Genomic DNA, 22,723 nt, shown 5'->3' with positions numbered 1-22,723 from the left:
CGCGGCACACAGAGTATGGACGCACTACTACGCGAGCTTCGAGAGGGTCCTGACGGTATCGCCGAGTACTACGATACCGAGATCTCCAGCAAGGAGCTGACGATCGGCAGCGCCGCCGATCGCAATATCCAGCTGTTGGGCCGCGGCATCGCGGGCGAGCATGCCATCATCCGCCAGGCTGGAGCGCAGCTCGTATTGGAATGCCGGAGGGGCGAGTACGTTCGCATCAACGGCAAGAAGAAGGAGTCGGCCCGGCTCTCCGTGGGCGACGTCATCGAGCTGGGCGGCCACCTCCTGCGCATCGCTCAGCCGCCGCCGGGATTCTCCGCGGCCATCGAGCTGCAGCCGAACGATCAAATCGACGCCAGCACGTTCGAGAGCGCGTTTCGCACCGATCTGTCGCAGACCTGGCTCGGCAAGCGCGCCATGGCCTGGGCCGGCGTGGTGGTGGTGCTGGTGTTCGGCTTGTTATTACCGTTGCTGGTGTTCAAGGCGCATCGCGCCGACAACCCCGTGCCGGCCTGGTTTCCCGGCGATAAGTTCTGGAACAGCGGGCCGCTGCACCAGGTGCATCAACAAGCCATCGGCGATCGTTGCGATACCTGCCACGAGAAGTTGTTTCAACGCGTGCAGGATTCGGCCTGCGAGACGTGTCACCGGACTACGCACGATCACATCATGCCGGCGCGTCTCGCGCTCACGGAGCTTGGGCCGACGCCGCGCTGTGCGACCTGCCATCGCGAGCACAACGAGCCGCAGACATTTCTCGTCAACAACAGCGACAGCAGCTGCATCGATTGCCATGGCGAGCCCGAGCACGGCTTCGGTCAGATCAAGATCGATCCGGTCAACGGATTCGATCTCGAACGACATCCCGAATTCGAGCCGCACCTGCTTGCATCGGTGGCTGCGCCCGCGGGCCGTGGCTTCGCGTACGACTGGAAAACCGTCGTCGCCGAGTTGGACAAGGCCATGGAGCAATCCAATCTGAAGTTCTCGCATCGCCAGCACCTCGATCCGAATCGGGTGTTACGTCGCGGCGACAGCAAGCCGATGAACTGCGCCGATTGTCATAGCCTGGAGCCGGATGGCGAGCACTTCGAACCGATCACTCAGGAGAAACAGTGCGCGCAGTGTCACGAGCTGACGTTCGACCCGACCGCGCCGGATCGCCAGCTGCCGCACGGCAAGCCACGCGAAGTGGTGCTGACGCTGCAAGACTATTTCACGCGCAAGTTCTCCGATCCGAATTTCGGCCGTGTAGCGACGCGTGAGCGCCGCCGGTTGCCAGGCCAGGAGCGGGAAGAGGAGACCTGCACGGGCGAGCCGTTCGATTGCGCCATGCGCAGCGCTCGCAAGGAAATCGAAAGTCAGTTCACGCGTCGTGGCTGCATCGGTTGTCACGCAGTGATCGACACGCAGGTCGCGAATGTGTTCGACCGCTTTCAGGTCGTGCCGATCCGTTTTGCGCGCGATTATTTCCCGGCCAATCGCTTCGACCATCGCAGCCATCAGATTCAGGGAAAGCTGACTGGCGACGACGCGTGCCTGTCGTGTCACGCCGCCAAAAAATCACAGGACAGCAGTGATCTGATGGTGCCCGGGATTACGAAATGCACCGAGTGTCATGCCGACAAAGCCACCGTCGAGAAGGTCACCGTGCAATGCGTGAGCTGCCACGAATATCACCCGCGCGAGCCGAAGTTGCTGGACGCGCTGAGCACGCAAATCACTCCTCAGACAACGAGACGCGAAACCGAAACCGAGGCTCGCGGCGAACTCGCTGGATCATGAAACATAATTCCACCCAACTGCGCGCGTGGCGGCTGTTGCTACTGTCGTTTTCGGCAGTGTGCCTCGCGGCCTGTTCAGGCGGTGACTCGGTTACGCCTGCGACGGGCACCGACAACAGCAATCAGAACTGCACGGGCAGCTGCGCCAACACAGGATTCAATCTCACCGTCGCCGACGTGCAACAAGTGATCGCGCAGGGCGTGGCCGAAGCGCAGGCACGCGGCATCAACGCAACGATCGCGGTCGTGGATCGCGTCGGCAACGTGCTGGCGGTGTATCGCATGGGTGACGCGCCGACGCGTTCGGTGACTGTCACGACGTCGCCAGCGGGTGATGCTCCGGTTACGGGTGGACTCGAAGGCATTCGTCTGCCGACGCAGACGCTGCAGTTGTTCATCGATCATGCCGCTGCCATCGCCAAGGCGGTGACGGGCGCCTATCTGTCTTCCGAAGGCAACGCGTTCTCGACCCGCGTGGCCAGTCAGATCGTGCAGGAGAATTTCAATCCGGGCGAGCAGCTCCAGCCCGCCGGTCCGCTGTTCGGCGTGCAGTTCAGCTCACTCGCGTGCTCGGATCTCGTCCGCCAGTTCAACGGCGCACCGAGCGTCGGCCCACAACGCACGCCGTTGGGACTGTCAGCGGATCCGGGTGGGTTCCCGCTGTACAAGGGTGGGACGGTGGTTGGCGGCGTCGGCGTGCTGGCCGATGGCTTCTACACCATCGACAAGAGCATCCTCGATCGAGACAGCGACATCGATGAAGCGATTGCGCTGGCTGCCACGTTCGGCTTCAGCGCACCCGTCGATCGGCGCGCCGATCGCGTCACCGTCGATGGCAAGGTGTTGCGCTTCACGGATGTGGAGTTCGCGCAGCTGAGCACGAATCCGCAGAACGCGCCGGGCTTCGCAACGCTGGGTCCCACGGTCGGGCAGGTGATCCCCGTGCTGGGTTACACCGACGGCGTCATTCGCGACGGCACCATGTTCGGTATGCCCGCATCGGGCATACGACCCGATGGCGATCAGAATTTTCCGGGCCGCGATGCATTCGTGCTGGTCGATGCGACGAACGCTTTGCGTTACCCGCCGCGCACTGGCACTGACGCCGCTGTCGTTGGCGGGGCGGTGCTCACCGAGGCTGAAGTGCGCGCGTTGTTGCAGTCCGCGTTGGACGTGGCCAATCGCGCTCGTGCGCAGATTCGTCGTCCGGTGGGGTCGCAGGCTCGCGTGACGATCTCGGTCGTTGACACGAACGGTGAAATTCTTGGCATCGCCCGCACGCGTGATGCACCGCTGTTCGGCACGGACGTGTCGCTGCAGAAGGCGCGTACCGCAGCGTTCATGTCATCGAGCTCGGCCGCCGCGTTCGTCGCGACGTTGCCCGATGCGAAATATCTCGCCACGACCGATGCAGGCGCCACGGTCACGACCGCCATTCCATTGAATAGCTACGTCAGCGCGTTCCAGGCATTCATGGGGAATCCCAATGCGTTGGCGGACGGATCGATCGCCTATACCGATCGTGCGTACGGCAATCTGGCGCGGCCGTTCTTCCCGGACGGCATCAACTACGAAAACCAGGGTCCATTGAGCAAGCCGAAGGGCCAGTGGAGTCCGTTCTCCACCGGCATGCAGCTGGATCTGTCGATCAACGCCATCCTGCAGCACGTGCTGTTCGTGTCTGGCCTGGGAGTACCCGACGTCGCGCCGGGCTGCGCCGGCGTGCAGCTCGCGAACGATCTGAGCAGCGTCGGACAGACGATCACCGGTGTGCGCCTCGGCAATGGCTTGCAAATCTTCCCAGGCAGCGTGCCCGTCTATCGCGGCAGCACGCTGGTGGGCGGCATCGGCGTCTCGGGCGATGGCGTCGATCAGGACGACATGATCGCGTTCATGGGCCTGAACAACGCAGGCGTGGCGCTGAATGGCGCGATCAACAATGCACCGGCTGCCATGCGTGCCGACACGCTGACGCCCATGGGCGTGCGTCTTCGCTACGTGCAGTGTCCGCAAGCGCCATTCATCGATGCCACGGATGACAACGTGTGTGGAGGGAAGTGACGTGAAGAATAGACGTCAACCACTGACTGCCTCGTTGCTGACGCTCAGTACGTTCGTCGTCACCGCGACGGCGTGGTCGACGAGCGCGAGCGCCCAGGAAGTTTGTTATCAGGACGACACGGGGCGCATCGTGAAGCGCCGTCGACCGGGCTATACCGAAGTGCCTTGTCCGGAAGAGGGCGCCGCGCCTCAAGCATCGCCCCAACCATCTCCGAGGGGCGAGGGCGTGCCGCCGCCGCCGGACGTGCAGGACGTTGTGCCAGCGCCGCGATCCGAACCGCAGCGGGTGGTGCCGGTGCCGCCGCTGGAAGATACGGGCCGCGCTGCGCGTCGACGTGTCATGGAGCGTGCGCCGCCTTCATCGATTTCTCCCATTCCGCGACCAGGTCTCGCGGACTTCGTGGACTCCGTGCCGATGCCCGATCGTTGGCGCATCGTCGATACGCTCGGCTACAAGGAGCGCTGGTGGGATCCCTACAACCGCAACGTGCTCAAGGCGGACAAGCCGGTGGTCGGCGAGGATTGGTTTTTCAATCTCGGCCTGATTTCGGACACGGTGTATGAGCTGCGCGAAGTGCCGACGCCCGTCGGCGCGATCTCCACCGATCAGCCCGGCGGCATCGATGTGTTCGGCAGCACCGATCAGTGGTCGATGGGTCAAAACGTCAGCGCCGAGTTTGTCTATTACAAGGGCAACACGGTGTTCAAGCCACCAGATTGGGAGTTCCGCGTCACGCCGGTGTTTTCGTACAACTACACCGAGTTGGAAGAAGTGCAGGCTGTGAATGCCGATGCCCGGCGCGGCCTCGATCGCGACGACACCTTCGTCGGTTTGCAGGCGGCGTTCGTCGACCGACACATTCGCAATGTTTCCGACAACTACGACTTCGACAGTTTCCGGATCGGCATTCAGCCGTTCTCGTCGGACTTCCGTGGGTTCCTGTTTCAGGACAACCAGCTTGGCGCGCGCCTGTTCGGTACGCGCGACAACAACAAGTGGCAGTACAACATCGCGTACTTCCGCCGCCTGGAAAAAGACACCAACAGCGGCTTGAACGACGTGGGCGAGACGCCGCGCAAGGACGACGTATTCGTCGTGAACTTGTATCGGCAGGATTTTCCGGTGCTCGGCTTCACCTCGCAGGGCACGGTGCTTCACAACCGCAACCGCGACGATGAGATTTTCTACAACGCCAACGGCTTCATCGAGCGGCCGTCGTCGCTCGGGCTGGAGAACCTGCGCGAATACGATGTGACTTACGTCGGCTACAACGGCGACGGTCACTTCGGGCGCCTCAATCTCACGACCTCGGTGTACTACGCGTTTGGCGACGAAACGCCGAGCGTGTTCGTGAATCAGGAAGTGGATATCAGCGCCGTGTTCGCGGCGGCCGAGCTGTCGGTGGATTTCGATTGGATTCGCCCGCGCCTGTCGCTGCTCTATGGCAGCGGCGATGACAATCCGTTCGACGACGAGGCCAACGGCTTCGATGCTGTGTTCGAGAATCCGCAGTTCGCGGGCGCGGACACCAGCTACTTCATTCGTCAGGCCGTGCCGCTGATCGGCGGCGGCCGTGTGGCGCTGGCCACGCGCAATGGCGTCTTGAATAACCTGCGCTCGAGCAAGGAACAAGGGCAGTCGAACTTCACCAATCCTGGCGTGATGCTGGCCGGACTGGGCGTCGACATGGACGTGATGCCCACCCTGCGCGTGTCGCTCAATGCGAACTCGCTGTACTTCGACGATCCGACGGTGATCGAGGTGGCGCGCAATCAGGGGCCCATCGACAAGCACATCGGTTACGACGTGTCGGCTTCGCTGATCTATCGACCCATGATGTCCCAGAACATCGTGGTGCGGGCGTCGTATGCGACCTTGATTGCCGGCGATGGCTTCGATGCGCTGTTCCCGGACGACGACGATCCGGGCTACTTCCTGCTCAACGCCATTTTCGCCTACTGAGTTGCGAAGCGGATCATGCGACAGATGCCAAAATCCAAACTCGGTGAGGTCGGCCAGGCGCTGGCGCTGCTCGTGCTGTGCGCGTTCAGCGGCGTGGCTTCCGCAGGTTTGTTCGGCAGCGACGAGCCGAAGTATGTGACTGCGCCGCCGGCGCCGAAGAGCCAGACGGACGAGATGGTCCGGTCCAAGACCGAAGGCTGCCAGACCTGTCACACGCAGACGGACTCGAACACCATGCATTTGAACCCGGCGGTGAAGCTGGGTTGCACCGACTGTCACGGTGGCGATGCGAATGTTCGTCTCGCGCCCGGCGTGGTTCGCGGCACGGATGGTTACATGAAGCAGCAGGAGCTCGCTCACGTGCTGCCGCGTTTTCCGGAGGAGTGGAAGTATCCGTCGAGCGCGAATCCGGAGCGCACCTACACGCTGCTCAACAAGGAAAGTCCCGAGTTCATTCGCTTCATCAACCCGTCCGACTACCGCATCGTGCGCGAGTCGTGCGGCGCCTGTCACATGGAGGTGATCGAAGCGACCTCGCGCAGCATGCACACCACCGGCGCGATGCTGTGGGGTGGCGCGGCTTATAACAACGGCATTCTGGATTTCAAGCAATACATCCTGGGCGAATCGTACGATCGCAACGGTCAGGGCGTGCTGCTCAAGGGACCGAAGATTCCAGACCACCTGGTGAACCAGGCGGCGATCGCGGGCATCTTGCCGCAGCTGTATCCGCTACCGTCGTGGGAGACGATCTATCCCGGCGACATCTTCCGTGTGTTCGAGCGAGGCGGTCGAAACATCGCTAACTTGTTCGCTGAGACGGGCCTGCCGAATGCGTTAGGCCAGTTGCAACGTATCGAAGAGCCGGGTCGCCCCGACTTCCGGCAGTCGAACCGCGGTCCGGGAACGGGCGCACGCATTGCCGTGCCGGTCATCAATATCACCAAGACGCGCTTGAACGATCCGCTGCCGTGGTTCATCGGCACCAACGATCAACCGGGCGACTTTCGCCATTCAGGCTGCGCCTCGTGCCACGTGGTGTACGCGAACGATCGTGACAAGCGTCATTCGAGCATCTACGCCAAGTTCGGCCATGAAGGTCTGACGCGCACTGTCGATCCGACCATCAGCAAAACCGAGCCCGGCCATCCTCTGAGCCACACGCTCACTCGCTCGGTGCCGAGCAGCCAGTGCATGGTCTGTCACATGCACCAGCCGAACATGTTCATGAACAGCTTCCTCGGCTACACCATGTGGGACTACGAGTCCGACGCGCCGTTCATGTGGCCCGAGAAGCAGCAGTACCCGGATCTCGAGCAGATTCGCAAAGTGCTGGATCGCAATCCGGAAGGCGCGGCCACGCGCGGCAAGTGGTCGGATGTGAACTTCCTGAAGCAGGTGTCCGAGCTGAATCCGCAGCTCAAGGACACGCAGTTCGCCGATTACCACGGCCACGGTTGGAACTTCCGCGCAGTGTTCAAACGCGATCGCAAAGGCAACCTGCTCGACGCCAACAACCGCATCGTGAGCGACGAAGATCCGCAGAAGTTCAAGAAGGCGGTGCACATGTCGTCGATCCACGTGGATGTCGGCATGCAGTGCGTCGACTGCCACTTCTCGCAGGACAATCACGGCAACGGCTATATCTACGGTGAAGTCGCCGCCGCGGTCGAGATCGACTGTAAGGACTGCCACGGCACGGCCCTGCAGCTACCGAACCTCTACACTTCGGGGCCGGCTGCGCTCGGTGGCGGCGTGGACATGACGACGTTGCGGACGCCGGACGGCCGCCGTCGGTTCGAGTGGGTGGGCGAGACCTTGTATCAGCGCTCGATGATGGAGCCCGGCGTCGAATGGCGCATGAGTCTGGTGAAACGGTCCGTCGATCCGCAGAGCGCCGAGTACAACCCGAAGGCGGCGCGCGCCAAGCTGATGAGCAAGAACACGACGTCGCAGCAGTGGGGCAAGGGCATCGCGCCGAACGACCTCGCGCACACCGACGAGAACGTCGAGTGCTACATGTGCCACACCTCGTGGACCACGAGCTGCGGCGGCTGTCACTTGCCCATCGAGGCGAACGCCAAGACGACTCGCAATCACTACGAGGGCGGCGAGACTCGTAACTTCGCGACTTACAATCCGCAGGTCGCGCGCGATGAAATGTTCCTGTTGGGGCGTCGCGAGCCGGCTGCCGGCGGCAAGATCGCACCGGTACGGTCGAGCTCGGCGCTAGTGCTATCTTCGACCAACGCCAACCGAGAGAAGATTTACATACAGCAGCCGCCGATCGCGGCGAGCGGCTACAGCTCGCAGGCGTTCAACCCGCATTACCCGCACACGGAACGCAAGACCGAGACCAAGACTTGCTCGGACTGCCACTTGTCGAAGGAGAACGACAACAACGCCATCATGGCGCAGCTGCTGGCGCAGGGAACGAACTTCATCAACTTCGTGGGTTACAACGCGTACGTCGGCGGCGATGGCCAGATCAGCGCCGTGACCGTGACCGAATGGGATGAGCCGCAGGCCGTCATCGGCAGCTACCTGCATCGTTATGCCTATCCTGACTGGTTCAACAAGCACAACGAGGATGAGCGCGAGCTGCAGAATGGTTATAGCCACGACGCGGGAGAAGTGCGCTGCTTGCAGTTGCGCGGCGAGTACTTGTATGTGGCCGAGGGCCGCGGCGGACTGCAGGTGTACGACGTTGCGAGCCAGGGCAACAAGGGCGTCTCGCAGCGGTTGATCACTGCGCCATTCAGTCCGCTGGGCCACGACACTCAGGTCAACACGAAGGATGCGACCTGCGTCGCGCTGCCGACCAACCAGCCGATTCATCCGCCGCGAAACCAGGGTGAGAAGATGCGCGTGGCGAACATGGAGCAGCCGTTCCATCCGCTCTACAACTACGCCTACGTGACCGATTCGAAGGAAGGTCTGATTCTGGTCGACGTCAACACGATGGCCGACGGCGAGCCGCGCAATAACTTCCTCAAGCGCGCGGTGACCTGGAATCCGGGCGGCGTGCTCAACGGCGCGCGGCACATCACCGTCGGCGGCTATTACCTCTACATCACGACGGCGAAGGGTCTTGCCATCGTCAGCGTCGACGACCCGAAGAAGCCGGTGATGGTGGCGGAGGTGCCGCTCAAGGATGCGCGCGCGACGGCGCTGCAGTTCCGTTATCTGTTCGTCACCGATGCCGATGGCTTGAAGGTCATCGACGTGACCGATCCGAGAGCGCCGCGGCTCGTCCCCGACAACACCATCCGCATCAAGAACGCGAATCGTGTGTTCGTGGCGCGAACCTACGCCTATGTCGCCGGCGGCAGCGACGGCGTCGTGATCGTCGACGTCGAGCGACCGGAGCGGATGTTCGAGTATCAGCGCTTCAGCGCGGGCGGCAAGATCACGGATGCGCGTGATGTGATCGTCGCGACGACGAACGCTTCGCTCTTCATGTATGTGGCGGACGGCGAGGGCGGTCTCAAAGTCGTGCAGCTCACATCGCCCGCGTCGCAGCCGAAGTTCTACGGCTTCAGCCCCGAGCCCAAGCCGGAGCTGATCGCGATGTATTCAACGAGCAAGCCGGCGCTTGCGTTGTCGAAGGGGCTCGAGCGCGACCGCGGCGTGGACGAGACGGGCGGACAGATCGCCGTGTTCGGCCGACGCGGCTCGCGGCCGCTCAACCTGCAGGAAATGCGCAAGCTGTTCCTGGATGACAATGGACAGCCGTGGTATGTCACCGACCAAGTAGAACAGAGGGTGACGCTGAAGTAGCGGAGTAACTCTATGGGGTGGAGGCGGAGCGCCTTCTCAAAGACAAGAGCGCTGTGGCTGATCGCAGCGCTGCTGGGAGCGAGCGCGCCCGCGCTCGCCATCGAGCCCGGTATTGCCGATTACAAACACATGGGGGTGGCGAGCTGCGCCACCAGCGTCTGCCACGGCAAGCTCGCGCCGCAGTCAGATAAAGACGTGGCGTTGAACGAGTATCGGATCTGGCAGCAGGAGGACCGGCACGCGCAGGCTTATCGGACGCTCGAACTGCCCGAGTCCAAGCGCATCGCCGCCAACCTGGGGTTGCCCAACGCGACGGCGGCGAAGATCTGCCTGGACTGTCATGCCGACAATGTGCCGGCGGACAAGCGCGGCCCGAAGTTTCAGATCAGCGATGGCGTGGGCTGCGAGGGTTGCCACGGCGGCTCGGAGAAATGGCTGGAGAGTCACGCCGCCGAGACGGCGACTCACAAGGACAACGTGGCGCGCGGCATGTATCCAACCGAGCAGCCGTTGAAACGCGTTCAGGTGTGCCTGGGATGTCACCTCGGCACCAAGGATCAGTTCGCCACGCACGCCATCATGGGCGCGGGCCATCCGCGGCTGAGCTTCGAGCTGGAGGCTTACACCACCAATCAGCCGGCGCATTTCATCGTCGACGCCGACTACGACCAGCGCAAAGGCAAGATTGAAGGCATGAACCTGTGGGTCACGGGCCAGATCGAGACCACGCGCCGGTATCTGTCTCTGTTGCAAACAAACATGTTTCACGGCGGCGATATGTTTCCGGAGCTGGCCTTCTACGACTGCCACAGCTGCCACCATCCGATGGACAAGATCCGCTGGAATTCCGCGCGCGCAGGCGCCGGTATCAAGCCGGGAACGGTGCGTTTGCAGACCCAGAATCTCATCGTCCTGCAGGCCCTCATGGATGCTTTCGAGCCGACCGCGACCAAACAACTCGCCGAGCTCACCAACGCGCTGATCCGCGCCGGGCAGCGCGATCGCGCGGCGGTGAACGAGGCGGCGAAGGCGTTGCTGAACTGGCTCGAGCCGCGCGATGCGCTCGCTCGCAAACAATATTCGAGCGCGGACGTAATTAAGATGCGCAAGACACTCGCTCGCTACGCGACCAGCGATAAAGCTGGCGATTACGCGGCGGCGGAGCAGATCGTGCTGGGGCTGGAAAGCCTGAGCTACACGATCGGCGATCGCGCCAGCAAAAAAGCAGCGCTGGACGCGCTGTACAACGCGGTCAAGAACGACACGACGTTCAGCCCGCAACAGTTCGCTGCTGCCGCGGCCAACGCGCAGCGGTCATTCTGAACGAGCCCCCACCGTGCGCTTCAGAGCAGACCACAAACGATTTTCGGGTCGCACCCATCCAGGCCGCCGAGAGGGGCCGAACGAGGACGCGATCGGTTGGGATGAAGCGACCAGCTTCTGGTTCGTCGCCGACGGCATGGGCGGACATGCGAGTGGCGATGTCGCCAGCCGCGTCGTGAAAGAAACATTGCTCGGCGAGGCGCTGTCATTGCCGCTGGTCGAGGCGATTCGCAAGGCGCACGAGACGGTGGCCGCGACCGCGAAGACGAACAGTGCTTACGACAACATGGGATCGACCGTGGTCGCGACGCGAATCCTAGAGCGACAGGCGGAGATCGCCTGGGTCGGCGATAGCCGTGCTTATCTGTGGCGTGGCGGGACGCTTAGCGCGGTGACGCGCGATCATTCCTATCTGGAAGTGTTGCGGGTCCAGGAGGGGCTTTCCGAGGAGCAGTTGCGAGGCCATCCGAACCGGAACCTGGTGACGCGCACCTTGGGGATTGGCACGCCGGAGCCTTCGGTGGCAACCCTGCCGTTGCAAAGGCGGGATTGGTTGCTCCTGTGCAGCGACGGGCTCAATGACGAGTTGGAGGATCGCGAGATCGCGGAGGTGCTACGTACGCATCCTCAGCCGGAAGAGGCTACAGAGGCTTTGATCGAAGCGGCATTGGCCAAAGGTGGGCGTGACAACGTCAGCGCCGTGGTCGTGGAATACGACGGGCCCGATGCTGTCGGGGTTTCGAGTGCAAGGTCGCAGAAACTCCGCCCGATGTTACCTATTATCGGCGGCATGGCGGCGGCTACGCTGGTGGCAGTCATGTGGTGGTGGTTCTATGGGCGCTGACGCAGTCCTCATTAAAATCGGCAGTAATCGTGAGATTGCCTTGAAACCGGAGACGGTGCTGGGCCGTCAGGCCGAGTGCGACGTGTTGCTGACGGAAGGTCACACTTCGCGTCGGCATGCCAAGTTGTTGCAGGCCGAGGACGGGTACTGGCTGGAAGACCTCGGCTCTTCTAACGGCACCTTCATTAACGGCAAGCGCATCAACGGACGCGTGCGTCTGGCTTCAGGCGATCGGCTGCGGTTCGACGTGGAGGAATACGATTTCCGCATCCACTCGCAGGCGCCGGTAACGCGCTCGCAGCCCACGGTCGCACGCGAGGACAAAACGGCATATCGAGCGCCGGAGTCGGCCGCGGTAGTGGCTGAGAGCAGCGGGGTGTTCAAGCGCCCGGGCGCGTGGGCGGATCCGGATGCGCTCGGCGATGCTGGGATCAACAAGACCAAGTTCATCGACCCCGCCCAGATGAAACAAATGGCGAACGCCTCCCCGATCGCCGCCAATCCCAGCGCGGTCGATGGGCCGCATCTGCAGGTCGTGTCCGGCAGTCGCACCGGTTTGAACATCCGACTGGCGGTGGGGGATTCGGGCAATGCCGAATGGACCATCGGTAGCCAGGCGGATCGCGAAGTGCAATTCATGGACAGCGGCGTGTCGGCGCTGCACGCCAAGATCGTCAACGAAGGCGAGCGCTGGAAAGTGCTCGATCAGATGTCGGCCAACGGCACGTTCGTGAACGGCAAGCGCGCCAATGTGAGCTATCTGGCCTCCGGCGACCGCGTTCGCTTCGGCCCGGTGGAATGCGTGTTCCACACCGATGGCACCGGCGCTCCTCGCATCACCGCGTCCCAACGCATGCTCGAGCCCCGCCTCGATGAAGAAACCAAGGGAAAGAGCCTGGTCGTCGCCACGATCGCCTTCCTGGGCACGATCGCGGTCCTTTTCGTTGTTTATAAGTTCCTGCTGTCCAAGTAGGGTCGCGCTTCGTCGCTGTCGCGATTGAGCGCTGCGCTGACGCGGCCGCGCTTCGCGGTGCGCGCAGCCTGTCGGCAGAGCTGGGGAAAGGTGGGGGTCTCGTGAAACTCGCCCAGCGTCTTTGGCGGCATCTTATCGTCCTCGATGGCTACCGCACGATTTGCTCAGCGGCTGGCTTTACGCTCAGTGTCGCTTGCTCGCGCTAACGCGCTGCAAGCTGCCACGCGCCGCCTTGGTGGTGTGCCAACCCTGCAACGGCTTGCTTGAATGACGAGCGGTTTACCGTGATCGCGGCTTGGCGAACTTCACGAGACCCCCACCTTTCCCCAGCTCGAAGATGCGCGAGTCGATGCCTCACGTTTCCACGTTTCTGCGGAAACGTCGAAGTCAGTCAAACCAGCGTCAACAAATGCTTAGCGGCAGCGGGCGCTCTTTCTTTTGCGCCATTGATGAAGAAGATGAAGACATCGCGCGGCTTCTTGGCAGGTGCGGTGCTAGTCACATACGGCAGGTCCGTAGGCGCGCCGCCTGACGCCCAAAGTTTCGCGCGGTCGCTCCAGGCTTGCAGGTCAGGCTTGGAGTAGCCGGTAGATTCGGAGGCTTCGGCTTTTCGAAGGCGGGCGTAGACGAAGTCGCCGGTGACATCGGCGAAGTTGGGGAACTCGTCCGTGTGGGCGAACACGGTGGCGACGGAATGTTTCCTCGCCAGCTCGACGTAAGCCGCATCCATGAAGCTCTTATGACGCACTTCGAGAACGTGCCGTAACGGCAAATCATCCAGCGTATGGGGCAGGGCCTCGAGGAATTTGGCGATATCGGCCGCATCGAAGTGCAGACTCGGCGGCAGTTGCCACAGGATCGGGCCAAGCTTGTGTTGCAGCGACGAGAGCCCGCTCGCGAGGAACTTGGGGACAGAGGGAACAGCCTCGGACAGCACCTTGCGATACGTGAGATAGCGCGGCGCCTTGATCGAGAACACGAAGTCATCCGGCGCATCGTCGCGCCACTTGGCGAACACGTCGGGCTTCTGCAGCCGATAGAATGTGCCGTTGATCTCGATGGCCGTGACCTGGCGGCTCGCATAATTGAGCTGCGACTTCTTCGGGAGGTCGGCAGGGTAGAAGGTCTCTTCCCAGGGCTCGTAGGTCCAGCCGCCGATGCCGGCGCGAATTCTGCCTGCGGCCTTGCTCATGATTCCTCAACGCACCAGGTGACGCACTGGAACGCGCGACGAGCGCTTGATGGTATTGAGCACGATGCTCGAATGCACGTCGCGGACAGCGCGGATATGCATGAGCTTCTTCAATACCACGTTGCTGAGCTGTTCAAGGTCCGTCACCACCACCTGTAGCAGCAGGTCATACGCGCCGGTCATGGCGTGGCAGCTCACCACTTCTTCCATGCTGTCGACGGCGCGACGGAACTGCTCGATGTTCTCGTCGGTATGACGAGTGAGGCGGACCTGCACGAACGCCTGCACCTTCAACCCCAGGCGACTGGGATCGATGACGGCGGTGTAGCCCTGGATGATGCCGTCCTGCTCCATGAGCTTGACGCGTCGGGCGCAGGGTGTGCTCGAAAGGCCCACTTCTTCGGCGAGCTCGACGATGGGCAGCCGGCCGTCCCGTTGCAGCTCGTCGAGAATGGCGGCGTCGTAGCGGTCTAAGTCCATGGCAGGCGTCCGGAGTGGAATCGGCTAATTTGGCCCGTTGCCGTGGAGGTTATCACCAATCGGCGCGCAAAACCCGCCGTACTTTGTTGATTTCCGCTTCCAGGACGAGCGTAGGCTGGCGTATGCGGCACCAGCGTCGCTTGTAAAAAGACTCGAGCTCATGAGCGCAGAACGACATTCGCTATTTGGCACCGGCGTCGGCCCAGGCACGCGGAAGGCGCCGCAGCCTGACTGGCAGCGCGTGGTGCATACGATCCTGGTGTCGCGGGCTCTGGATGAGCTGGAAGAGACTCAGCTGCTGCCGGCTCGCAAAGTGTTGTATCAATTTACGGCGCGTGGTCACGACGTTACGCAGGTTTTGCTTGGGCAATTGTTGACCGGTGCGCGCGATGGCGTCGGCGTTTATTACCGCTCCCGGCCGTTGATGCTCTCCGTGGGTCTGTCGCTCAAGGATGCGCTGGCTTCCACGATGATGCGCTCGGGCAGCGTCAGTGACGGCCGTGACATCGGCGTCGTTTTCAACCTGCCCAGACATGATGGCGTCTGCGTGTTGCCCGCCTGTGGTGGCGTCGGCGCTCAGTACACGCCCGCGGTCGGCTGGGCTCAGTCATTACAGTATCGAACGCAAGTCCTGCGCGAAGCCGAAGCCAACGGCAGCATCGCCGTGGCTCACGGAGGTGACGCTTCGGCGGCCACCAACGGTTTTTGGTCTGCGTTGACCATCGCAACCACGCAGCGTCTGCCCATCCTGTTCTTTATCGAAGACAACGGCTACGGCATCTCTGTGAAGTCCGACTTTCAGACGCCGGGCGGTAACATCGCCGCCAATCTGTCGGGCTTCAAGAATCTGCGCATCATCGAAGCGGACAGCGCCAAGCCCATCGACGCGGCGGCATCGATTGCTCAGGGTGTGGAGGCCGTGCGCGCAGGCGAAGGTCCCGTGCTGTTGCGTGTGTTGGTTCCGCGCTTGTCGGGCCATTCTGGCCAGGATACGCAGACCTATAAAACCCCTGAAGAGATCAGCTCGGAGCGTGCTCGCGATCCGCTGATTCAATTGCGTGCGCAACTCGTGCCCAGCGTGATTTCGGAGCAGGCATGGAAAGCGTTGGAGAAACGTGCTCACGAAGATGTGCAGGCCGCATTGGCTGCTGTCGAAGCGAGTGCAGTTCCCGACGTTACGCGCTCGACGCGCTATGTGTTCTCCGAGCAGACCGAGAATGGGGGCGTCGATCTGCAGCAGCAGGGTGGTCTGTTGAATGCCGGTGTGAAGCCACCCGAGGGCAACGAAACGCCGCGGTCCGAAGGTCCTCGCATCAACATGGTGACGGCGATTCGACGCACGTTGGAGCACGAGTTGTCGATGAATCAGCGCGTCGTCGTGTTTGGCGAGGATGTGGGTCGCAAGGGCGGCGTGCACGCGGCCACGCTGGGATTGCAGGAAAAGTTCGGCGCGTCTCGCGTGTTCGATACGAGCCTTTCTGAAGAGGGCATCATCGGTCGCGCCGTCGGTATGGCGCTCGCGGGCCTGATGCCGGTGCCGGAGATTCAGTTCCGTAAATATGCCGATCCCGCGGTCGAGCAGTTGAACGATTGCGGCACGATGCGCTGGCGTACTGCAAATCGCTTTGCCGCGCCGATGGTCGTGCGCATGCCGGGCGGCTTCTTCAAGTGCGGCGATCCGTGGCACAGTCAGAGCAACGAGGTTCAGTTCGTGCACGCGATTGGCTGGCGGGTGGCCATGCCGTCGAACGCGGAAGACGCGGTCGGTCTGTTACGAAGTGCTCTGCGCGGCAACGATCCGACGATTTTCTTCGAGCATCGCGCCATGCTCGACGGCGCGTGGGCGCGGCGGCCTTATCCGGGTGATGACTTCGTCGTGCCGTTTGGGAAGGCCAAGCGACTGCGTGAAGGCTCGGAGCTCACCGTCGTCAGCTGGGGCGCGATGGTCGAACGGTGCGAAGAGGCCGCGCATTTATCGAGCGTCGATGTCGATCTGCTCGACCTGCGCACGTTGATGCCTTGGGACCGCGAGGCGGTGCTTGCATCGGTGCGCAAGACGCGGCGCTGCCTCATCGTGCACGAGGACAATCTCACCGCCGGCTTCGGTGCGGAGATTGCGGCGACATTGGCCAAGGAGGCGTTCTTCGATCTCGACGCGCCGATCGAGCGCGTCACCATGCCGGACGTGCCGAGCCCGCACAGTCCGCTGCTGCTCGACTCGGTGGTGCCGAGCGTTGCTCGTATCACCGATGCCATCCGCCAACTCGCAAGCATCTAATCGAGAGACTCACAATGACAACAACGATCGAAGTGCGCGCGCCCAGCGAGCAGTCCGAGGGCACGCGCTCGCAGGTTCAGCGCTGGTTGAAGAACATCGGTGAGACGGTGGCCGAAAACGAGCCGCTCATCGAAGTCGAAACCGACAAAGTCACCATCGAGATTCCCGCGCCGGCCGGCGGCGTGCTGCGCGAGATCCTCAAGCACGAGCAGGAGGAGATCGAGCCGGGCGAACTGCTGGGTACGATTCAATCCTCATTGGATGCTGCCGAGGGTGCGGCGTCTCAGCAAACCGCAACGCCCGCGAGCCGGCCCGCTGCGCCCGGTGCGGAAGTGCGCATGGCGGCGTTCACGGCTCACGCTGAAGCTTTGTCTACGGGACGTAGCAGTCCGGCCGTTCGCCGCCTGATTGCCGAGCATGGTCTCGAGTCAGCGCCCATCCGTGGTACGGGCGCGGGTGGTCGAGTCACCGTCGATGACGTGCTCGCCTATGTTGCTTCTCAGCGCGGGACGCAGCAGCGCAAGGAACAGCCGATGCCGACGGAGGCTGAAGCTGCCGTCGCAGGCCGCAAGGTTCCACATTCAACTCTGCGCAAGCGCATTGCCGAGCGCATGGTCGAGAGCCTGTTACACACCGCGCCACATGTCACAACCGTGTTCGAAGCGAACATGTCCGCGGTGATCGCCCATCGCGCGGCTCACAAGGAAGAGTTTCAGCGCAAGGGCGTTTCGCTGACGTTTACGGCTTACTTCCTGGCGGCGTGCGTGGATGCGATTCGCGAAGTGCCAGAGGCGAACAGCCGCTGGACCGAGGATGCGCTCATCGTGCCGGACACGATCAATATCGGCGTCGGCACGGCGTTGGAAGGCAAGGGCCTGGTGGTGCCGGTCGTTCGCAACGTGCAGGGGCTGGATTTGTTCGATATCGCTCGCGAGCTGGGTGAAGTCGTCGAGCGGGCGCGCACGGATAAGCTCACGCCGAGCGATGTGCGCGATGGCACGTTCACGATTTCGAATCATGGCGTGAGCGGCAGTCTGGTGGCGACGCCCATCATCATCAATCAGCCGCAGTCGGCGATTCTTGGCGTCGGCAAGCTGGAGAAGCGTGCGGTGGTGGTCACCGAGAATGATGAGGATCGCATCGTGATTCAGCCGCGCTGTTTCATCACGTTGACGCTGGATCATCGCGTGATGGATGGCCATCGCGCGAATCGGTTTTTGCAGGTGCTGGTCGAGCGCTTGGAGAACTGGAGCTAATCCAAGCGAGCGTCGCCGTTGCCGGGCAGGCCGCCGAAACGTTGGAATATTTCGGCGGCCGGGGCCGGCAGCGCGCCGGCCTGCGTCTGCACCGTTGCCGACAAATACTGCTCCGAAGCTGGAAACACTTTCGCGTACAGGTCGCGGCAGAGTTTCTGCGCGTCGGCGCCTGCCCAATCGTCGGGGAGGAGTGCGGCTGGCAACAGCGGATCACGCAAATGGATTTTGCGGTACTCGTGCAACAGCAGTGTGCGGAGGATGAAGGCCACGTCGCCGGCGAGTGGAACGTTGCCCGCGCTATCCAAGGCTGCCGCGACCGGCGAAAACATATCGATGAAGCGCTTGTAGCGGCGGGCAAGATCGTCGAGGTCCCAGCCCATGGCGACCAGGTTGGCGCTCGCCGCCTGCGAAAGAATCGATCCTTTCATGACGACGAGCTGGCCGGAAGATTGCAACTCGTCGAGCCGGACGTTGATGGCGGATTCCTTGTAGGTGGGGTGTGCGAACACGCCCGGCGTGATCTGGCCGAAGCCCAGCCACAGCAACTCTTCTCGCAAATCGTCGCGTCGGGTTTTCAGCGTGGGCGGGACGATGGCCATGGTCCACAGGCCGTCCCAATCCTGCGGAGGCGCGCCGTAGATTCTTTGTGTCGCTTCGGCGAAGCGGGCGCGGCCGTTCGTGGTGAGGCTGTAGAAACTCGCGCGGCCAGCGCGCTCGAAGCTCACCCATTGCTCGTTGGCCAAGCGCCCAATCGATGTTCGCACCAGCCGCTCGGTCAGGCCGAAAGGCATGGCGAGCTTGATCAAGCTGGCAAGCGCGATCGTGCCGCCGCGCGGCGCAATGGCGTCGCCCAGGATGGTCACCAATAGCGATCCACCCCGCAGCGGGCGCTGCCGGCGAAAGCGCGTGACGAGGGCGTTGGTGCGAGTGACGAAAGCCGAGTTCGGTTTGGCGGACATGGTCGGATGGTAGCGCAGCCAGGGTAATCAGTACGCATGCCATCTGACACAGAAAAAATTGATTGCCGTGTCATTCTGTGTCACATTGTTCGGGTCGGATCGTGGGGGCTTTATGTACACGCAAGGGTTGGACTCGTTGGGCGCCGATTGCCTGCATCAGGTCACGGACGCCGCCGTGCTGGAGCAGCGCTTTCAAGGCAAGGTGGACGCGGACGAGCGCATCGAGCCCAAGGACTGGATGCCCGACGCCTATCGTCAGACGCTGATTCGCCAGATCTCCCAGCATGCCCACTCCGAAATCGTCGGCATGCTTCCCGAAGGCAACTGGATCACGCGCGCGCCGTCGCTGCGTCGTAAGGCGGTGCTCATCGCCAAGGTGCAGGACGAGGGCGGTCACGGCATGTACCTGTACAGCGCCGCTGAAACCCTCGGCATCTCCCGCGACGAAATGCTGGAGCAGTTGCTCGCCGGCACCGCCAAGTATTCGAGCATCTTCAACTACCCAACGCCGACCTGGGCGGACGTGGGCGCGATCGGCTGGTTGGTCGACGGCGCGGCCATCATGAATCAGATTCCGATCTGCCGTTGCTCGTACGGCCCGTACGCCCGCGCCATGGTGCGCATCTGCAAGGAAGAAAGTTTCCACCAGCGCCAGGGCTTCGAAATCATGATGACGCTGGCTCGCGGCACACCCGAGCAACATCGCATGGCGCAGGATGCTCTCAATCGCTGGTGGTGGCCGTCGATCATGATGTTCGGCCCCAACGACGCGACTTCCAAGCACACCGCGCAGTCCATGCGCTGGAAGATCAAACGTTTCACCAACGACGAGCTGCGGCAGAAGTTCATCGACATCACCGTCCCGCAGGCGGAGTTCCTCGGCCTCAAAGTGCCGGATCCCGACATGCGCTGGGACGAGGCGACTCAGCACTACGTTCACGGCCCCATCGACTGGAAAGAATTCGAGGAAGTGCTGAAAGGCAACGGCCCTTGCAATCGCGAGCGTCTGGAAACACGTCGACGCGCGCACGATGAAGGCCGTTGGGTGCGTGAGGCCGCGCTAGCCCATGCGGAGAAGCAGCGCGCCCGCGAAACGCAGGCGGCTTGAGAGAGACGAACATGAGTGAGCAACGCAAACAGTGGCCGCTGTACGAAGTATTCATTCGGGCGCGCTCGGGCCTGGAGCACAAGCATGTCGGCAGCATTCATGCAGTCGATGCGCGCATGGCCATCGAGCATGCTCGTGATCTGTACACGCGCCGTCAGGAAGGCGTCAGCATCTGGGTAGTGCGCTCGTCGGAAATCACCGCGTCGGATCCGGGCGATGCCGAAGCGTTGTTCGAGCCGGCGAAGGACAAGATCTACCGTCATCCGACGTTCTATGCGATTCCGGATGAGGTGAAGAACCTATGAGCGCCTCGGCTGCCATCGTGAGCACCAACGCTTCGCCGGATCTGCGCTTCCGTTACGCCACGTATCTCGGCGATACGAGCCTGATTCTCGCGCAACGATTGGGCGAGTGGGTCGGTCATGCGCCAGCGCTGGAAGAAGATCTGGCGCTGGCCAACATCGCCCTGGATCTCCTGGGTCAGGCGCGCTATCTGCTTTCGTACGCAGGTGAGATCGAAGGCAAGGGCCGCAGCGAAGACGATCTCGCGTTCCTGCGCGATCCGTCGGACTTCAGCAATCTGGCATTGGTCGAGCAGCCCAATGTGGACTTCGGTCAGACCATCGTGCGGCAGTTCCTGGTCGATGCGTGGCAGCTGGAGCTGTTCGAGAAGCTGCAGGCTTCTTCCGAGCCGCGTTTCGCAGAGCTTGCGGCGAAGGCGTTGAAGGAAACGCGCTATCACTATCGCTTCAGCGCGGGCTGGATGGTGCGTCTCGGCGACGGCACCGAAGAAAGTCACAAGCGCGTGCAGGCGGGTCTCGATGCACTGTGGAAATTCACGGGCGAGATGTTCGCGCCCGGCGCGGCAGACGAAGAAGCTGCTGCCGCAGGCTTGGGTCCCGACCCGGCGTCGCTCCGTGCAGCGTGGGTCGCCAATGTCGAGCAGGTGCTGAACGAAGCGACGTTGAAGAAGCCGGCCTACGGCCCTTATCGCTGGTTCGGCAAACGCCAGCAGCACACCGAGCATCTGAGCCATTTGCTGGCCGAGATGCAGTTCATGCAGCGGACCTATTCAGGTTCGCAGTGGTAAGTCATGAATACGGCGCCCGCCAACTTCGCCGATCGAGTCGCGACTCCCGCGGAGCGTGAGGTATGGCGCATTCTGGCCGACGTGCCGGATCCAGAGATTCCCGTGCTCAACGTGGTCGAGCTGGGAGTCATCCGGCGAGTGCAAGTCGCCGACGGCAGAGTGACGGTGGGTGTGTCACCGACCTACACCGGTTGCCCCGCGACGGAAGTGATTGCTCGCTCCATCGAGACGCGGCTGCAAGCAGAAGGCTACGAGAACCCGAAGGTCGAACCGGTGCTGTCGCCGCCGTGGACCAGCGACTGGCTCACCGACAGTGCGCGCAGCAAGCTCAAGGAATACGGCATCGCGCCGCCGGCGCATTCGGTGAGCAATGCGAAGCATCTGTTCCGCGAGCCGAAGGTGACGTGCCCGCGCTGCTCATCGGCGCAGACGGCCAAGGTGAGTGAATTCGCCTCGACGCCATGCAAAGCGCTGTATCGCTGCTCCAACTGCCTGGAGCCCTTCGAATACTTCAAGTGCATCTGAAACATGCTGACCTTTCATCCGCTCAAAGTGGCCGACGTGCGTCCCGAGGGTAGCGACGCGCTATGCATTTCGTTTGAAGTGCCCGAAGCGCTGCGTCCGGCGTATCGATTTCTTCCCGGGCAGCACGTGGGCGTGCGTGCGCAGATCGGCGGCCAGGAAGTGCGTCGCACCTATTCGATCTGCAGCGCTGCTGACGATAGTCACTTGCGCATCGGCGTGCGCATCCACGATAACGGCAGCATGTCGCAGTATCTGGCGAGTCAGTTGAAGGCGGGCGACAGCATCGAAGTGCTGACGCCGACCGGTCGTTTCTTCGCCGAGCCGCAGCCGTCGGCCGCGCGGACCTACTGCGCATTCGCGGGCGGCAGCGGCATCACGCCCATTCTGGGCATTGTGAAGAACCTGCTGGCGAGCGAGCCGCAGAGCCGGTTCATGCTGTTCTATAGCAATCGCACCACCTCGACCATCATGTTCGCCGAGGAGTTGCTGGCGCTGAAAGATCGCTATCCCTCGCGGCTATCGTTGTATTTCATGTTGAGCCGCGAGCCGCAGGAAGTGGAACTGTTCAATGGCCGGCTCGATCCCGAGAAGGTCACGTTGTTGAGTCGCGAAGTGTTCGATCCGTTGGAAACGGACGCGTTCTTCCTGTGCGGCCCGGGCAATATGATCGAAAGCGTGCGCGACACGTTGCTGGGTCTAGGCGTCGACGCCACTCGCATTCACACCGAGCGCTTTGCCAGCGACATGCCGGCAGGCACGGCGCAGGCAACGCCTGTTGTGGCGCAGGCCAAGCCGAAGCGAGCGGTGGCCGAAGAGGTCGCGGAGATCACCATCACGATGGATGGCCGCCAGCGTACGTTCGCAATGCTGGACGACGATGCGACCATCCTCGACGCCGCCGAACGAGTCGGCATGGAGTTGCCATACTCCTGTCGCGCGGGCGTATGCTCGACGTGCCGTGTCAAAGTCACCAGCGGCACCGCGGAGATGGAAGTGAATTACGCACTCGAGCCTTGGGAAGTGCAGGCCGGTTTCGTGCTGTGCTGTCAGGCGAGACCGACCAGTCGCGAGCTCGAGCTAACCTACGACGAGCGCTGA

The 22,723-nt window shown here is 62.4% G+C and carries 17 protein-coding genes; 14 read left to right on the top strand and 3 right to left on the bottom strand.

The annotated features are described in order from the left end of the window. Positions 1-15: 15 nt before the first annotated feature. From VGD45_RS22715 to VGD45_RS22685, 7 genes are read left to right on the top strand one after another with little or no spacing between them, the layout of a single operon-like run. The gene (locus VGD45_RS22715; RefSeq protein WP_331157640.1) at positions 16-1,794 is read left to right on the top strand and encodes an FHA domain-containing protein; all 1,779 of its coding nucleotides are present in this window, start codon (positions 16-18) and stop codon (positions 1,792-1,794) included. After that, entirely contained in the window at positions 1,791-3,854 is a 2,064-nt protein-coding gene (locus tag VGD45_RS22710) for a heme-binding protein (protein WP_331157639.1), read from the top strand. Before VGD45_RS22715 ends, VGD45_RS22710 begins: the two co-directional genes overlap by 4 nt. A gap of 1 nt (position 3,855) precedes the next feature. Next, on the top strand, positions 3,856-5,817 hold the full coding sequence (locus tag VGD45_RS22705; RefSeq protein WP_331157638.1) for a hypothetical protein: 1,962 nt from the start codon (positions 3,856-3,858) through the stop codon (positions 5,815-5,817). A 15-nt stretch (positions 5,818-5,832) separates the two neighbouring features. Beyond that, entirely contained in the window at positions 5,833-9,597 is a 3,765-nt protein-coding gene (locus VGD45_RS22700) for a hypothetical protein (RefSeq protein WP_331157637.1), read from the top strand. A gap of 12 nt (positions 9,598-9,609) precedes the next feature. Further along, entirely contained in the window at positions 9,610-10,920 is a 1,311-nt protein-coding gene (locus VGD45_RS22695) for a multiheme c-type cytochrome (protein WP_331157636.1), read from the top strand. 13 nt (positions 10,921-10,933) lie between these two features. After that, a complete protein-coding gene (locus VGD45_RS22690; RefSeq protein ID WP_331157635.1) occupies positions 10,934-11,764 on the top strand; it encodes a PP2C family protein-serine/threonine phosphatase in 831 nt (276 codons plus the stop codon). Between the two features lie 40 nt (positions 11,765-11,804). Continuing rightward, positions 11,805-12,737, top strand: a complete 933-nt coding sequence (locus VGD45_RS22685; protein ID WP_331157634.1) for an FHA domain-containing protein — start codon at positions 11,805-11,807, stop codon at positions 12,735-12,737. A gap of 391 nt (positions 12,738-13,128) precedes the next feature. Here VGD45_RS22685 and VGD45_RS22680 read toward each other — a convergent pair whose 3' ends face one another. Continuing rightward, positions 13,129-13,929: a DUF72 domain-containing protein gene (locus tag VGD45_RS22680; protein ID WP_331157633.1), complete on the bottom strand. Its 801-nt coding sequence runs from the start codon at positions 13,927-13,929 to the stop codon at positions 13,129-13,131. A gap of 6 nt (positions 13,930-13,935) precedes the next feature. Next, on the bottom strand, positions 13,936-14,409 hold the full coding sequence (locus VGD45_RS22675) for an Lrp/AsnC family transcriptional regulator (RefSeq protein ID WP_331157632.1): 474 nt from the start codon (positions 14,407-14,409) through the stop codon (positions 13,936-13,938). Between the two features lie 160 nt (positions 14,410-14,569). Here VGD45_RS22675 and VGD45_RS22670 point away from each other — a divergent pair, with 160 nt between their 5' ends. Further along, a complete protein-coding gene (locus tag VGD45_RS22670; RefSeq protein ID WP_331157631.1) occupies positions 14,570-16,687 on the top strand; it encodes a transketolase C-terminal domain-containing protein in 2,118 nt (705 codons plus the stop codon). Between the two features lie 14 nt (positions 16,688-16,701). Beyond that, complete coding sequence (locus tag VGD45_RS22665) at positions 16,702-17,943, top strand: dihydrolipoamide acetyltransferase family protein (protein ID WP_331157630.1); 1,242 nt, start codon at positions 16,702-16,704, stop codon at positions 17,941-17,943. On the opposite strand, the gene paaX is transcribed toward VGD45_RS22665, so the two are convergent. After that, positions 17,940-18,902, bottom strand: coding sequence for a phenylacetic acid degradation operon negative regulatory protein PaaX (paaX, locus tag VGD45_RS22660; protein WP_331157629.1), 963 nt, complete (start codon positions 18,900-18,902; stop codon positions 17,940-17,942). The genes VGD45_RS22665 and paaX overlap by 4 nt on opposite strands. A gap of 112 nt (positions 18,903-19,014) precedes the next feature. On the opposite strand from paaX, the gene paaA reads away from it, so the two are divergent. Genes paaA through VGD45_RS22635 form a run of 5 tightly spaced genes read left to right on the top strand, consistent with a single transcriptional unit; the run spans position 19,015 to position 22,723 of the window. After that, positions 19,015-20,010 (top strand): 1,2-phenylacetyl-CoA epoxidase subunit PaaA, encoded by a 996-nt coding sequence (paaA, locus tag VGD45_RS22655; RefSeq protein ID WP_331157628.1) that lies wholly within the window; start codon positions 19,015-19,017, stop codon positions 20,008-20,010. 11 nt (positions 20,011-20,021) lie between these two features. After that, positions 20,022-20,315, top strand: coding sequence for a 1,2-phenylacetyl-CoA epoxidase subunit PaaB (paaB, locus tag VGD45_RS22650; RefSeq protein WP_331157627.1), 294 nt, complete (start codon positions 20,022-20,024; stop codon positions 20,313-20,315). Beyond that, a complete protein-coding gene (paaC, locus tag VGD45_RS22645; RefSeq protein WP_331157626.1) occupies positions 20,312-21,100 on the top strand; it encodes a 1,2-phenylacetyl-CoA epoxidase subunit PaaC in 789 nt (262 codons plus the stop codon). Before paaB ends, paaC begins: the two co-directional genes overlap by 4 nt. A gap of 3 nt (positions 21,101-21,103) precedes the next feature. Beyond that, on the top strand, positions 21,104-21,625 hold the full coding sequence (gene paaD / locus VGD45_RS22640; protein ID WP_331157625.1) for a 1,2-phenylacetyl-CoA epoxidase subunit PaaD: 522 nt from the start codon (positions 21,104-21,106) through the stop codon (positions 21,623-21,625). 3 nt (positions 21,626-21,628) lie between these two features. Beyond that, complete coding sequence (locus VGD45_RS22635) at positions 21,629-22,723, top strand: 2Fe-2S iron-sulfur cluster-binding protein (RefSeq protein WP_331157624.1); 1,095 nt, start codon at positions 21,629-21,631, stop codon at positions 22,721-22,723.

The sequence above is a fragment of the Steroidobacter sp. genome, from assembly GCF_036402275.1.
Lineage (GTDB): Bacteria > Pseudomonadota > Gammaproteobacteria > Steroidobacterales > Steroidobacteraceae > Steroidobacter.
The sequence above is the reverse complement of the archived record's forward strand: the minus strand, read 5'-3'. Positions and strand labels throughout refer to the sequence as shown.

Coding starts and splice junctions, on each gene's coding strand:
- VGD45_RS22715 (WP_331157640.1), top strand. CDS start 16: ATGGACGCACTACTACGCGAGCTTCGAGAGGGTCCTGACGGTATCGCC.
- VGD45_RS22710 (WP_331157639.1), top strand. CDS start 1,791: ATGAAACATAATTCCACCCAACTGCGCGCGTGGCGGCTGTTGCTACTG.
- VGD45_RS22700 (WP_331157637.1), top strand. CDS start 5,833: ATGCGACAGATGCCAAAATCCAAACTCGGTGAGGTCGGCCAGGCGCTG.
- VGD45_RS22695 (WP_331157636.1), top strand. CDS start 9,610: ATGGGGTGGAGGCGGAGCGCCTTCTCAAAGACAAGAGCGCTGTGGCTG.
- VGD45_RS22680 (WP_331157633.1), bottom strand. CDS start 13,929: ATGAGCAAGGCCGCAGGCAGAATTCGCGCCGGCATCGGCGGCTGGACC.
- VGD45_RS22675 (WP_331157632.1), bottom strand. CDS start 14,409: ATGGACTTAGACCGCTACGACGCCGCCATTCTCGACGAGCTGCAACGG.
- VGD45_RS22670 (WP_331157631.1), top strand. CDS start 14,570: ATGAGCGCAGAACGACATTCGCTATTTGGCACCGGCGTCGGCCCAGGC.
- VGD45_RS22665 (WP_331157630.1), top strand. CDS start 16,702: ATGACAACAACGATCGAAGTGCGCGCGCCCAGCGAGCAGTCCGAGGGC.
- paaX (WP_331157629.1), bottom strand. CDS start 18,902: ATGTCCGCCAAACCGAACTCGGCTTTCGTCACTCGCACCAACGCCCTC.
- paaA (WP_331157628.1), top strand. CDS start 19,015: ATGTACACGCAAGGGTTGGACTCGTTGGGCGCCGATTGCCTGCATCAG.
- paaB (WP_331157627.1), top strand. CDS start 20,022: ATGAGTGAGCAACGCAAACAGTGGCCGCTGTACGAAGTATTCATTCGG.
- paaC (WP_331157626.1), top strand. CDS start 20,312: ATGAGCGCCTCGGCTGCCATCGTGAGCACCAACGCTTCGCCGGATCTG.
- paaD (WP_331157625.1), top strand. CDS start 21,104: ATGAATACGGCGCCCGCCAACTTCGCCGATCGAGTCGCGACTCCCGCG.
- VGD45_RS22635 (WP_331157624.1), top strand. CDS start 21,629: ATGCTGACCTTTCATCCGCTCAAAGTGGCCGACGTGCGTCCCGAGGGT.